General features: G+C 63.0%; 14 protein-coding genes. 13 read left to right on the top strand and 1 reads right to left on the bottom strand.

Annotation, left to right across the window (positions count from 1 at the left end; translation table 11 throughout):
* The first annotated feature begins 45 nt into the window (after positions 1-45).
* From fabD to cysE, 13 genes are all read left to right on the top strand, one after another.
* Positions 46-978, top strand: a complete 933-nt coding sequence (gene fabD / locus ACMHLQ_RS03000; RefSeq protein WP_415403282.1) for an ACP S-malonyltransferase — start codon at positions 46-48, stop codon at positions 976-978.
* The gene (locus ACMHLQ_RS02995; RefSeq protein ID WP_415403281.1) at positions 971-1,414 is read left to right on the top strand and encodes a hypothetical protein; all 444 of its coding nucleotides are present in this window, start codon (positions 971-973) and stop codon (positions 1,412-1,414) included. Before fabD ends, ACMHLQ_RS02995 begins: the two co-directional genes overlap by 8 nt.
* A gap of 16 nt (positions 1,415-1,430) precedes the next feature.
* Positions 1,431-1,835 carry a hypothetical protein gene (locus ACMHLQ_RS02990; protein WP_415403280.1) on the top strand — a complete coding sequence of 135 codons (405 nt, stop codon included), beginning with the start codon at positions 1,431-1,433 and terminating at the stop codon, positions 1,833-1,835.
* A gap of 61 nt (positions 1,836-1,896) precedes the next feature.
* Positions 1,897-2,634 (top strand): 3-oxoacyl-ACP reductase FabG, encoded by a 738-nt coding sequence (gene fabG / locus ACMHLQ_RS02985; protein ID WP_415403279.1) that lies wholly within the window; start codon positions 1,897-1,899, stop codon positions 2,632-2,634.
* A 184-nt stretch (positions 2,635-2,818) separates the two neighbouring features.
* On the top strand, positions 2,819-3,052 hold the full coding sequence (locus tag ACMHLQ_RS02980; protein WP_415403278.1) for an acyl carrier protein: 234 nt from the start codon (positions 2,819-2,821) through the stop codon (positions 3,050-3,052).
* Between the two features lie 150 nt (positions 3,053-3,202).
* The gene (locus tag ACMHLQ_RS02975) at positions 3,203-3,739 is read left to right on the top strand and encodes a GNAT family N-acetyltransferase (RefSeq protein WP_415403277.1); all 537 of its coding nucleotides are present in this window, start codon (positions 3,203-3,205) and stop codon (positions 3,737-3,739) included.
* Between the two features lie 359 nt (positions 3,740-4,098).
* Complete coding sequence (gene fabF, locus ACMHLQ_RS02970; protein ID WP_415403276.1) at positions 4,099-5,358, top strand: beta-ketoacyl-ACP synthase II; 1,260 nt, start codon at positions 4,099-4,101, stop codon at positions 5,356-5,358.
* Entirely contained in the window at positions 5,358-6,518 is a 1,161-nt protein-coding gene (gene mltG / locus ACMHLQ_RS02965) for an endolytic transglycosylase MltG (RefSeq protein WP_415403275.1), read from the top strand. The genes fabF and mltG overlap by 1 nt, the downstream gene beginning before the upstream one ends.
* A 44-nt stretch (positions 6,519-6,562) precedes the next feature.
* The gene (locus ACMHLQ_RS02960) at positions 6,563-7,213 is read left to right on the top strand and encodes a hypothetical protein (protein WP_415403274.1); all 651 of its coding nucleotides are present in this window, start codon (positions 6,563-6,565) and stop codon (positions 7,211-7,213) included.
* A 293-nt stretch (positions 7,214-7,506) separates the two neighbouring features.
* Positions 7,507-7,851 carry a hypothetical protein gene (locus ACMHLQ_RS02955; protein WP_415403273.1) on the top strand — a complete coding sequence of 115 codons (345 nt, stop codon included), beginning with the start codon at positions 7,507-7,509 and terminating at the stop codon, positions 7,849-7,851.
* The gene (locus tag ACMHLQ_RS02950) at positions 7,775-10,231 is read left to right on the top strand and encodes a baseplate megatron protein TIM-barrel domain-containing protein (RefSeq protein ID WP_415403272.1); all 2,457 of its coding nucleotides are present in this window, start codon (positions 7,775-7,777) and stop codon (positions 10,229-10,231) included. The genes ACMHLQ_RS02955 and ACMHLQ_RS02950 overlap by 77 nt, the downstream gene beginning before the upstream one ends.
* Positions 10,231-10,518, top strand: a complete 288-nt coding sequence (locus ACMHLQ_RS02945) for a hypothetical protein (protein ID WP_415403271.1) — start codon at positions 10,231-10,233, stop codon at positions 10,516-10,518. The genes ACMHLQ_RS02950 and ACMHLQ_RS02945 overlap by 1 nt, the downstream gene beginning before the upstream one ends.
* Before the next feature lie 85 nt (positions 10,519-10,603).
* Positions 10,604-11,413, top strand: a complete 810-nt coding sequence (gene cysE, locus ACMHLQ_RS02940) for a serine O-acetyltransferase (RefSeq protein WP_415403270.1) — start codon at positions 10,604-10,606, stop codon at positions 11,411-11,413.
* Positions 11,414-11,481: 68 nt separating this feature from the next.
* Here the strand turns inward: cysE and ACMHLQ_RS02935 are convergent, their stop codons facing one another.
* The gene (locus tag ACMHLQ_RS02935) at positions 11,482-12,777 is read right to left on the bottom strand and encodes a pyruvate dehydrogenase complex dihydrolipoamide acetyltransferase (RefSeq protein ID WP_415403269.1); all 1,296 of its coding nucleotides are present in this window, start codon (positions 12,775-12,777) and stop codon (positions 11,482-11,484) included.
* Positions 12,778-12,779: the final 2 nt, after the last annotated feature.

Raw genomic sequence — 12,779 nt, 5'->3', positions numbered from 1 at the left:
CCCATTACACCCGACCCAGCACATATAAGCGGGGAGTGACAGGCAATGAGTGTGGCATTTGTATTTCCGGGGCAGGGCGCGCAGACCATCGGCATGGGGCGCGATCTGGCGCTGGCCTATCCGGCGGCGCGGGCGGTCTTTGACGAGGTGGACGCGGCGCTGGGCGAAAAGCTGAGCGATCTGATCTGGGAGGGGGATCAGGACACGCTGACGCTGACGCAGAATGCACAACCTGCGCTGATGGCCACCTCGATGGCGGCCCTGCGCGCGCTCGAGGCCGAAGGGCTGAGCATGGGCAAGGCCAGCTTTGTCGCCGGGCACTCCTTGGGTGAGTACTCCGCCCTTTGCGCGGCAGGCAGCCTGAGCGTGGCGGATGCCGCGCGGCTGTTGCGCACCCGTGGGCGCGCCATGCAAGAGGCGGTGCCGGTGGGCGTGGGCGCCATGGCGGCCCTGCTGGGTCTGGATTTCGAAACCGTAGGCGCCGTCGCGGCAGAGGCCGCGCAGGGCGAGGTCTGCCAGGCCGCCAATGACAATGACCCCGGTCAGGTCGTGGTGTCGGGCCATGTCGGCGCCGTGGAACGCGCGGTCGAGATCGCCAAGGCCAAGGGTGCCAAGCGCGCGGTGATGCTGCCCGTCTCCGCCCCGTTCCACTGCGCATTGATGGAACCGGCGGCCCGGGTGATGGCCGACGCGCTGGCCGAGGTCGATATGCAGACACCCAGCGTCACCGTAGTGCCGAACGTGCAGGCCACGGGCTGCACAGATGCGGCCCAACTGCGCGAGATGCTGGTGCAGCAGGTCACAGGCTCGGTCCGCTGGCGCGAAAGCGTGGCGTGGATGGGCACGCAAGGGGTGAGCGAAATCTGGGAAATCGGGGCCGGCAAGGCGCTATCGGGCATGATCCGGCGGATTGACCGCGCCATCGCCACCCGCGCCGTCGGCACGCCCGACGATGTCAAGGCGGCGCTGGATGGCTGACCTCGTCACGCTTGATCCGGTGCAACTGGGCGGGGTGGTCGACACCGTGCCCTTTGCCGAGCGGATGCGGCTGATCCCGGATGTGTTCGGGCGCATGGATGCGCTGATCGGGCAGGCGGGGTTCTTCTTTGTCGGTCCGCAAACCGCGCTCTATCGGATCGACGGTGATGAAATGGAGGTGCGCGTGGGTGTGCCGCTCGACCGCGCCCTGCCGGGCTTTGAGATGTTCGAGGCCCCGGGCAGCGAGGCACTGCACCACACCCTGCGGGGCGGGTTCGATGGATTGCCGCAGATCTACCAGGACCTCAGCGCGCAGGCCAAGGCGCTGGGAAAGGTGCGCGGCCTTTGGGCACGGGAAGTTTACCGGCAAGTGGCGCGCGATCCGGCGCTGAACGTGATTGATGTCTATATGGACGTGACCGACCCCACTCCGTGATCGAAAGGACATCCAGATGACATTCAACGAGGCGATGGCACTGCAACCCACATGGGTGCAGCTGTGGCTCAATATCCTGTTTTTCGGGGCCTTCGTGCTGCCGCTGGCGCTGCTGATCTGGCGCGAAACGCGGCTGGCCGCGGTCCTGACGGTGCTGGCGAGCGTGGCGGCGGCGGTGTCGATCAACTGGCTCTATGCCCAGATGGGATATGTCAAACTGCTGGGGCTGCCGCATCTGATCTTCTGGGGGCCGGTGGTGGTCTACCTCTGGCGGCTGCAAGGGCAGGGGCATGTGCGCCTCTGGCCGCGCCGGATCATCTGGGTCGTGGTGGCCATCATCTGCGTTAGCCTGGCCTTTGACGCGGTCGACGTGATCCGCTGGCTTTTGGGCGAACGGACCCCAACAATCCTGCCGGCATGACTTGCGCGCACGCGTGGGCCGTGGCAGGGCTGGGAAAACGACACCATTTCGAGGGACGGACATGTTTGATCTGACAGGAAAATGCGCGCTTGTGACCGGCGCGTCAGGCGGCATTGGCGCCGATATCGCGCGCACGCTGCACGGGGCCGGGGCCACCGTGGGGCTGAGCGGCACGCGGGTCGACCCGTTGCAGGCACTGGCGCATGAACTCGGTGAACGGGCGCATGTGCTGCCCTGCAACCTCAGCGACTTTGAGGCGGTGGATGCGCTTCCGAAACAGGCGATCGAGGCGATGGGCAGTCTGGATATCCTGGTCAACAACGCGGGCATCACGCGCGACAACCTGTTCATGCGGATGTCGGATGATGAATGGCAGTCGGTGCTGGATGTGAACCTCACCTCGACCTTCAAACTGTGCAAGGGCGTGATGCGCGGCATGATGAAGGCGCGCTGGGGGCGGATCGTGAATATCTCGTCCGTGGTCGGGGCGACAGGCAACCCCGGTCAGGCGAACTATGCGGCCTCCAAGGCGGGGATGGTCGGGATGTCCAAAAGCCTTGCCTACGAGGTGGCGAGCCGCGGGATCACCGTGAACGCGGTTGCGCCCGGCTTTATTGCCACGGCCATGACGGACAAGCTGACAGATGACCAAAAGACTGGAATCATGGGGCAAATTCCCGCCGGTCGGATGGGCGAAGCGCACGAGATCGCAGCCGCCGTGCTCTACCTGGCGAGCCCCGAGGCGGCCTATGTTACCGGTACCACCTTGCACGTGAACGGTGGCATGGCCATGTTGTAGGCGCTGCCGTCACAAGCCTTGCCATCTTTTTGGGATATGCTATAGGCGGCGCAGATTTCGGCGTGCGGACCGGTTCGGGCACCGCGCGCTTCACCGCCCCAAGGGGCAAAGACCAGAGCCCTGAATTCATGGGGACACCACTTGGGGGCGCATCTATTTGCCCCGGCAGAATGAGGACAGTCATATGAGCGACATCGCCGACCGCGTGAAGAAGATCGTTGTAGAACATTTGGGCGTGGAAGAGGAAAAAGTGTCTGAGAACGCCAGCTTCATCGACGATCTGGGCGCAGACAGCCTGGACACCGTGGAACTGGTCATGGCCTTCGAAGAAGAGTTCGGCATCGAAATCCCCGATGACGCCGCCGAGACCATCCAGACCTTTGGCGACGCAGTGGGCTTCATCACCAAGGCTTCCTGAGAGTTTCAGGCCCCGGCCTGATCAAACGGCGCTCTTTCCTTCGCGAAAGAGCGCCGTTTTTTGTGCGCACTGCGTTGCGCGCTTGCATTTGTGGCCCGCGCCCTGCCAGAGTTCGTGAAAACGACAATAAGTTCGGGCAGGACATTCCACATGAGCAGACATGTGCCGACCATCAACACGGCGCGCGTGACCTTGCGCGCCATGCGCCCCGGCGATTTCGACCGCTTTGCCGAAATCTGGGCCATGCCGGAGGTGGTGCAGTTCACCGGCGGGCAGGCGCGCAGCCGCGATGCAAGCTGGCACAACTTTTTGCGCAATGCCGGGCACTGGCAGATGACAGGCTTTGGCCAGTGGGCGATCGAGGAACACAGTTCGGGCCGTATGGTCGGGCAGGCGGGGTTCTTTTACGGCGCGCGCGGCCTCGGCGAAGATTTCGATTCCGTGCCCGAGGCCGGTTGGGTGCTGACCCCGGATGTGCAGGGGCAGGGCTTGGGCCGCGAGGCGACGCAGGCCGCCCATGACTGGTTTGACCGCGTGGTGACGGGCCCGCTGGTGTGCATGATCGACCCTGACCATACCGTGTCTCTGCATCTGGCGGAACGCCTGGGCTATGTCCCGATGCGCGACGCGGGGGATACAGACGGGCCGGTGCGTCTGATGCTGCGCAAATCTCCGCCCCAGGCGTGAGGGGGCGGGCCGTGATCCAAAGGCGCGCCTTGCGGCGCACGACATTATTGATTTGGCGCCTATCCGCCGATGTGGTGGGCCGACCCGGCGCTGCGGAGCCCACCAAAGCGAAACCCCTTTCGCTGCGCACCCGTCCTTGCCATCCCGTCTTGCCGGAGCGTCCGGCCCGCCCCAAGTCAAATAGCCGTCTCCCCGTGCCGGGGCCCCTCGGCGATTTGACTTGGCCCGGTCCGGCCATTCCGGCGCGTGCGGGTCAGCAAGGACGGCTCCGAAGCGAAAGACGCCGCTAGGGCGGGGGCTTGAACAGGGGTGCGGCCACGCGGTAAGAGGCGCCAAGTTATAGAGAAGGGCATGAGCAGATGCGCAGAGTGGTTGTGACAGGTCTGGGTCTGGTGACCCCGTTGGCAGATGGTGTCGAAGCGAGCTGGAGCCGCATTCTGGAAGGCCAGTCGGGCGCAGGCCCGATCACGGGCTTTGATCCCGAGGGTCTCGCCACCACCTACGCCTGCGAAGTGCCCCTGGGCGACGGGTCGGACGGCACGTTCAATGCCGACGCTTATATGGAGCCCAAGGAACAGCGCAAGGTCGACACCTTTATCATGTTCGGCATGGCGGCCGCCCAACAGGCGGTCGAGGATTCCGGTTGGATGCCCGAGGGCCGTGAGGATCGCGAGCGCACCGGCGTGTTGATCGGGTCCGGCATCGGCGGTTTGAACTCCATCGCCAACACCGCCGTGATGATGGAACAGAAGGGCCCCCGCCGGGTCAGCCCGTTCTTTGTGCCCGGCGCGCTGATCAACCTGATCTCGGGCCAGGTGAGCATCCGCTATCAGTTCAAGGGCCCCAACCATTCGGTGGTGACCGCCTGTTCGACCGGGGCCCACGCCATCGGCGACGCCGCCCGTCTGATCATGCTGGGCGATGCCGACGTGATGGTGGCCGGTGGGGCCGAGGCGGCGATCTGCAAGATCGGTATTGCCGGGTTCAACGCCTGCAAGGCGCTGTCGACCAAGCGCGCGGATGAACCGGCCAAGGCCAGCCGCCCCTATGATGCGGACCGTGATGGGTTTGTCATGGGCGAGGGCGCAGGCATCGTGGTGCTGGAAGAATACGAGCACGCGGTGGCGCGCGGTGCGAAGATCTATGCCGAGGTGAAGGGCTATGGCCTGTCGGGCGATGCCTATCACATCACCGCCCCGTCCGAGGATGGCGAGGGTGGCGAGCGCTCCATGCGCGCGGCTCTGCGCAATGCGGGGCTGGAGCCGTCGGACATCAACTATATCAACGCGCACGGCACCTCGACCATGGCCGACACGATTGAACTGGGCGCGGTAGAGCGCTTGCTGGGCGATCATGCGGGCAATGTCACCATGTCCTCGACCAAATCCGCCACAGGCCACTTGCTGGGCGCGGCGGGGGCCATCGAGGCGATCTTTTCCATCCTCGCGATCCGCGATCAGGTCTGCCCGCCGACCATCAACCTGGACAACCCGGCGGTTGAGACGGCCGTGGACCTTGCCCCCAACACCAAGCGGGAGCGCAAGGTGGACTATGCCCTGTCCAACAGCTTTGGCTTTGGCGGCACCAATGCCAGCGTGATCTTTGGGAAAGTCGGCTGATGTGGCGGAGCATCGCCTCGAACGCACTGACATTTCTGATCGTGGTCCTGTTTGTGGCCGGGGGTGTGATCCTGTGGGGCCGGGGCCAGTATGAGGGGCCGGGGCCGCTGACGCAGGCCATCTGCGTGCAGGTGGAGCGGGGCACGAACTTTCGCCGGGTGAGCCGTAACCTCGAGGAAGAGGGTGCTGTGACCAGTGCGTCGATCTTTCGGATGGGTGCGGATTATGCGGGCAAGACAAGCCAGCTGAAGGCGGGCAGCTACCTGGTGGAGCCGGGTGCGTCGATGGAAGAAATCGTCGAGGTGGTCACGCAAGGCGGTGCGAGCACCTGCGGGACCGAGGTGGTGTACCGCATCGGGGTGAACCGGCTGAGCGCGCAGGTGCGCGAGCTGGACCCGACCACCAACCGCTTTGTCGAGCGTGCCGCGTTCCAGCCCGAGGTTGAAGAGACGCCGGAGGTCTACACGCAGGTCAAGGAGGCGCAGGACACGCGCTATCGCGTGGCCATGGCCGAAGGTGTGACCAGCTGGCAGGTGGTCACCGCCTTGCGCAGCATGGACATCCTGCGCGGCGCTGTGGACGAGATCCCGCCCGAAGGGGCCCTGGCCCCCGACAGCTACGAGGTGCGCCCCGGTGATGAGCGCGCCGATGTGCTGGCACAGATGACCGAGCAGCAGGAGCTGCTGGTCTCTGCCGCCTGGGAGGCGCGCGATCCTGATGTGCCACTGCGCACACCCGAGGAATTGCTGACCCTCGCCTCGATCATCGAGAAGGAGACCGGGGTGGCCGAGGAACGCGGGCAGGTGGCGTCGGTCTTTGTGAACCGTCTGAACCGGGGCATGCGCCTGCAGACGGACCCGACGGTGATCTATGGCATCACCAAGGGGCAGGGCGTGCTGGGTCGCGGGTTGCGCCGTTCGGAGCTGCGCGCGGCGACGCCGTGGAACACCTATGTCATCCAGGGGCTGCCGCCGACCCCGATTGCCAATCCCGGCCGGGCGAGCCTGATGGCCGCCGGGCAGCCGGATGCCACGAACTTTGTCTTCTTTGTTGCGGACGGAACGGGCGGCCACGCCTTTGCCGAAACATTGGACGAGCACAACCGGAACGTGGCACGCTGGCGCGAGATCGAAGCCGAACGGGCGAATTCGAACAACTAGGTTCGCATGACCGCTCCCTCGGCATGTCCGAGGGGAGGTCGCTCATGGATGTTTCGCCACTGTGCCGGGCGTGTCGCCAGCCCATCGCGCCCAAGGCGGGCAAGTGCCATCACTGTGGCAGTTTCCAGGGTCTGCGCCGCTGGGGCACGCTGGCGGCGACGTCGGGGTCTTTGGGCCTCGCCGTGATCACGCTGGCTGGCCTGGTCGGCCCGCAGGTGCAGTTCTATCTGAGCCCGCAGACGGCGGTGAATGTGTCGACCATCGCCTCGACCGGGGACCACTATGTGGTGCTGATCGAGAACCGGGGCCGGCGTGCTGTCGTGCTGAACCGGGCGATTGCGTTCTGGCCGGATCACCCGGAGTTGTCGGGCGACGGCATGGCGTGGCTGGATGTCGAAGCGGTGGGGAGCGCGGACATCACGCTGATCGAGGGGCGGTCATCGCAGACGGTGGCCCTGTATTTTCCCGCCTACCTGGACGAAGAGCCGCGCCCCGACATCGAAGGGGGCATGTTCATCTATGCCAACTATCCCCCGCAGGGCTTTCATGACTGCATGATCGAGTTCGACTTTGTCAATTCGGAGGGGTCGTTCTACAAATACGCCAGTGAGGTCGATGAGACCGTGGACGGAACGGCCTATCAATGCTCGCCCCAGTATTGGAACTTTCTGCAGGGCGTGAAGGCGGTGGGGTAGTGTGGCGCGATGTGCAAGTGTTGTCCCCGCGGGGACAATTTAAGGTTGTGTAGCGATTGCAGGGGCTTAGCGATCCCATTTACCTAATATTCAGTTTTTGTTAGCTTTTTATTAAGCGCAGCGCACGCTGTGCGGGGTGCGCGCCTGGTCAAAACGCTTGACTCTGCGAACGGTCACACGTATAACTTGTGACAAGCTAGAAGAAGTGGGCAAGCGGCCGTCGGAGTGATCCGGGGTCGCTTTTTCATTTTGCTCGTGCGGAGGAATCCCAACGCATGAGAGGTTATGCACATATGACACTAATCACCCCGGGGCTTGAAGAAGCCCGCACCGAGGAGCTGTTTTCCTCGGTGCAGGACTCTGTCCGCGATCTGCGGCAAGAGTTCAAAACCCTCAAAGAAAGGGTTGAACAGGGGGAGGACGTCAAGGTCACGGAAGTCAAATCCAAACTATCGGAAGTGACGACCGTCATGATCAATTGCCAGAAACTGGAGACAGCACTTGCAGATATCCGACAAAAACACAGCCGGATCGCTCAAGGAGGGTTCGCCCTCGATCTCGATGCTGCCAAAGCTGAGGTTCGGTGCGCGCTTGCTCGCGTCCGCCCCTGCTGCGGCACAGGAGAGGTTTCTGGATGAGTTGGGAGAGGGCGCATTGTGCGCCCTCCCTTTTCTGTTCGAATTCTGGGCGCTGGAGCATCAGCTGCCCCCCGAGGGCGACTGGCGCACCTGGGTGATCATGGGCGGGCGCGGTGCAGGCAAGACGCGCGCCGGGGCCGAGTGGGTCCGATCCATGGTCGAGGGGGCCGAGCCCCATGACGAAGGCCGTGCCCGCCGCATCGCACTGGTGGGCGAGACCTATGACCAGGTGCGTGAAGTGATGATCTTCGGCGAGAGTGGCATTCTGGCCTGTTCGCCCCCTGACCGCCGTCCCAAGTGGCAGGCGACCCGCAAACGGCTGGAATGGCCCAATGGCGCGGTGGCCAGCGTACACACCGCCCATGACCCCGAAGGGCTGCGGGGCCCGCAATTCGATGCGGCCTGGGTCGATGAACTGGGCTGTGCCGCCGTGGACAAGGGGACGAACCAGCCCAACAAGTTCCTGGATCAGAAGTCATCCGAGAGCAGTTTGCCCAAGTACTCCAACGGTGCGCGTGATGATCTGATCCAGAAGCAGTACCTGCGGGCGATGCATTCCTATTGGGCCGATGAGGCAAACAATCCGACCTCGGAGGTCTATGACGCGCCGATGGTGGATATGAGCCGGGCCTTTGTCTGGGCCTGGGACTGTCGCCCTTACCCGTTCTTTCCAAACTCATTGACCCAGTGGTCGGACGGAGAGAACTATCCCCGCGGACATTGGATCAATGGCCGCACATCGGCCCGTACGCTTGCCTCTGTAGTTGGTGAGATTTGTGATCGTGCGGGGTTGAGTGCCTATGATACGTCCGCCTTGCACGGGTATGTGCGCGGCTACGTGATTGATGACGTGTCCGACGCACGCAGTGCGCTGCAGCCTTTGATGTTGCGCTATGCGTTTGATGCGATCGAGCGTGATGGTTATCTGAAATTTATCATGCGCACGGGGCAGGACGCTGTTGCTTTGCCGTCCGAACACCTCGCGATCAGCAGTGATCTTGATGGCACGCTTGAGCAATCACGAGAGTCCGAAGCCGATCTGGCAGGCCGTGTGCGCCTTCGCTTCGTGCAAACGGATGGTAATTTCGATGTGCTGTCGGAAGAGGCAATCCTGGCTGATGATGCAACGCATTCGGTGTCGACAACCGATTTGCCGATGGCGCTGACGCGCCCCGAGGGGCGTCAGATCACTGAGCGTTGGTTGACGGAGTCCCGTATCTCGCGGGAGTCGGTGCGGCTGGCCTTGCCGCCGTCGCTGATTGGGGTTGGTGCTGGCGATGTCATCGAGGTTGCTGCGGATCAGGCAGAGGGTCCTGCGCGTTACCGCGTGGACCGGGTCGAGAACGGGCAGATGCAAATTCTTGAGGCGGTGCGCGTTGAGCCTGAGGTTTATGAACCGTCTGATCTGGAAGACGAGTTGGCGCGGGTGCGGGAGTTTGTACCGCCTGTGCCGCTGACATCCGTCTTTCTGGATTTGCCGTTGCTGACGGGCGGCGAAATCGCACATGCCCCCTATGTCGCGGTCACAGGCACGCCTTGGCCCGGCAGCGTGGCGGTCTACCAGTCGCCAACGGTTTCTGGATTCTACCTGAATTCTCTGGTTGCGGCGCGATCCACTATTGGGTTCACCAAGTCACCACTGGTCAATGCATCACCGGGCTTGTTCGACAACGGTGATCCGCTTGAGGTCGACATGGTGCATGGCACATTGCAATCCACCACGGACGAGGCCCTGCTGAGCGGTGCCAATCTGGTGGCCATCGGCGACGGGTCTACGGACAACTGGGAACTGTTCCAGTTCCGGGATGCGGAGTTGATCGCGCCGGGACGCTACCTGCTGAGCCACCGTTTGCGGGGGCAGTTGGGCAGTGATGCGATTGCACCTGATGTTTGGCCGACGGGGTCCTGGTTTGTCTTGCTGAATGGTGTGCCAGCGCAGATTGACCTCGCGCGCAACTTGAGGCGCATTGCCCAAACCTACCGGATCGGACCAGCGCGGCGCGGCGTGGACGACCCGTCTTACGAAGAGTTTGTGCATGCGTTCGATGGCAACGGACTAAGGCCCTACCGGCCGGTACACATGAGCGCAACGGAGCAGGGCGGTGATCTGCTGGTTCAGTGGATTCGGCGCACCCGCGTGGATGGCGACGACTGGGATTTGCCAGATGTTCCGCTGGCAGAGGAAAGCGAGAGCTACACGGTACGTGTTACGCAAGCGGACAGCGTTGTGCGCGAATTGACGGTTCCGAGTGCATCCTGGACGTACAGCGGGGCGCTGCGGCAGGCTGATGGATTGAGCGGGTTGTATCAGATTGCAGTTGCGCAGAACTCGGCCCGCTATGGTCCCGGTCCGTTCCAAACGATCAATGTGGTGGCGTGATGCGGCCCGTTTTGGCGGCGGACCTCATTTGCGCCGGTCGCGCCGTTCTTGGCGCGCCCAAGGCCGAACGGATGGACGTCGCGCGTCGGATCACCGAACGGGCCGACATTGCAGACAGCTTTCGCCGCGAGACCGGCAAGCTCCATGCCGAGTATGGTGACGGCACGTTGGCGGGTGCCGCGCGCAACTGGGGGATGCGGGACGAGCCGACGGTTTGCAAAGCGGACTTTGCGAGCGCGTTGATCGCGGTATTGCAGGTGGTGCTGCATCGGCAGGCGGATCAATGATCAGAGTCCGCGATCTTCGCCATCACAGGTTTGCGTTTGGCGAACAAGTCCTATGTAGGGTATGAGCATCCCGAAAGGACATGCCATGGCTGATCTGAGAACGAATGTCGCATCACTGGATCCCGTCTGGGACCAGATAACCGAAGAAGCACGTCAGGCGGTCTCGGACGAGCCACTGATTGGTGGGTTTGTCCACGCCTGTATCTTGCATCACAAGTCGGTCGAGAAGGCGCTGTCTTATCGCATCGCGGCCAAGTTGGCATCCAATGAGATGTCGATGGTTGTGGTCCGTGAGATCGTTGAAGAGGCGTATCAGAAGTCTCCGTCCCTTGTAGAGGCGGCGCGTGCCGATCTGGTTGCCGTCTATGAACGTGACCCGGCCTGCCACAGGCTTGTGCAGCCGATCCTGTATTTCAAAGGCTATCAGGCAATGCAGGCCTATCGCGTCGGGCACTTTCTGTGGAGTGAGGGGCATCACGATCTGGCCTATTTCTTCCAGATGCGTGTGTCCGAGATTTTCGGCGTTGATATCCATCCGGCCGCGCGGATCGGCAAAGGCATCATGATCGACCATGCCCATTCCATCGTGATCGGTGAAACGGCAGTGGTCGGCGACAACGTGTCGATGCTGCATTCCGTGACGCTCGGCGGGACGGGCAAAGAGGAAGAGGATCGTCACCCCAAGATCGGTGACGGCGTTCTAATCGGGGCCGGCGCCAAAGTGCTGGGCAACATCCGCATCGGCAATTGCAGCCGCATCGCCGCAGGGTCGGTGGTGCTAGAAGAAGTGCCGCCGTGCAAGACGGTTGCGGGTATCCCGGCTCGGATCGTGGGTGAGGCCGGGTGCGATCAGCCGTCGGTGTCGATGAACCACATGCTGGGCAAAGACCAGTAATCCATCAGATATAAAAACGAGAAAGGCCGGAGCGATGCTCCGGCCTTTTTTCGTGTTTGGACTCCGGGTTACGCCAACATCGCCAATGGGTTTTCCAGGTTGTCGACAATCGCGTTCAACAGTTGCGCCCCTAGCGCGCCGTCGATCACGCGGTGATCGACAGACAGTGTCACGGACATGACAGTGGCGACTTCCAGCGCGCCGTCCTTCCCGACAACCGGTTTTTTGACACCGGCACCAACAGCAAGGATCGCCCCATGAGGTGGGTTGATGACCGCATCGAAGTTGTCGATGCCGAACATGCCCAGGTTAGAAATGGCAAAGCTGCCGCCTTGGTACTCGTGGGGGGCCAGTTTGCGGTCACGTGCGCGGCCTGCGAGGTCTTTCATCTCGGCTGACAGAGCAGAGAGCGACTTTTGGTGCGCGTCCTTGAGGACCGGCGTGAACAACCCGCCTTCGATCGCCACGGCCACGGCCACGTCCGAAGGCGTCAGTTTCAGCATCTTGTCGCCCGCCCAGACCGCGTTGGCGTCAGGTACTGTCTGCAGCGCGAGCGCGCAGGCCTTGATGATGAAGTCGTTGACGGACAGTTTCACCCCGCGCTCGGCCAACTGGGCGTTGAGCGTACCACGAAAGTCGAGAAGCGCATCCAGCTTGATATCGCGGCGCAGGTAGAAATGCGGCACGGTCTGCTTGGCCTCGGTGAGGCGTGCGGCAATCGTTTTGCGCATCCCGTCCAGTTGCACTTCTTCGTAGTCGCGGTCCGCGTACATCTTGCTGATGACATCGCTCGACGGTCCGGTCGGCGCGGCGGCTGCCGCTGCAGCAGGTGCCTCGGCCTTGGCTGCGGCAGGTGCGGCTTCGGCTTTCTCAACATCTGCTTTCACGATGCGTCCATGCGGGCCGGAGCCCTTGATCGCGCTCAGATCCAGACCCTTTTGGGCGGCGATGCGGCGGGCAAGGGGGGATGCAAAGACGCGGGTGCCGTCACCTGACTTGGGCGCTGCCGGGGCAGGGACCGCAGTAGCGGTGGGTGCCACCGGTGCTTCGGCAGGGGCTGCTGCCTCTGCCGCTGGCGCGCTCACCGGCGCAGAGGTCGCACCGATGTCATCCGCGCTTTCACCGTCTTCCAAAAGGACCGCGATGGGCGTGTTGACCTTCACCCCTTCGGAGCCTTCGGCCACGAGGATCTTGCCCACGACACCTTCGTCCACGGCTTCGAACTCCATGGTCGCCTTGTCCGTCTCGATCTCGGCAAGAAGATCACCGGACGACACCGTATCCCCCTCTTTCACCAGCCATTTCGCAAGCGTGCCTTCCTCCATCGTCGGAGACAGCGCGGGCATGAGAATTTCTATCGGCATGT

The organism is Tateyamaria algicola, assembly GCF_047715485.1.
Lineage (GTDB): Bacteria > Pseudomonadota > Alphaproteobacteria > Rhodobacterales > Rhodobacteraceae > Tateyamaria.
The sequence above is the reverse complement of the archived record's forward strand: the minus strand, read 5'-3'. Positions and strand labels throughout refer to the sequence as shown.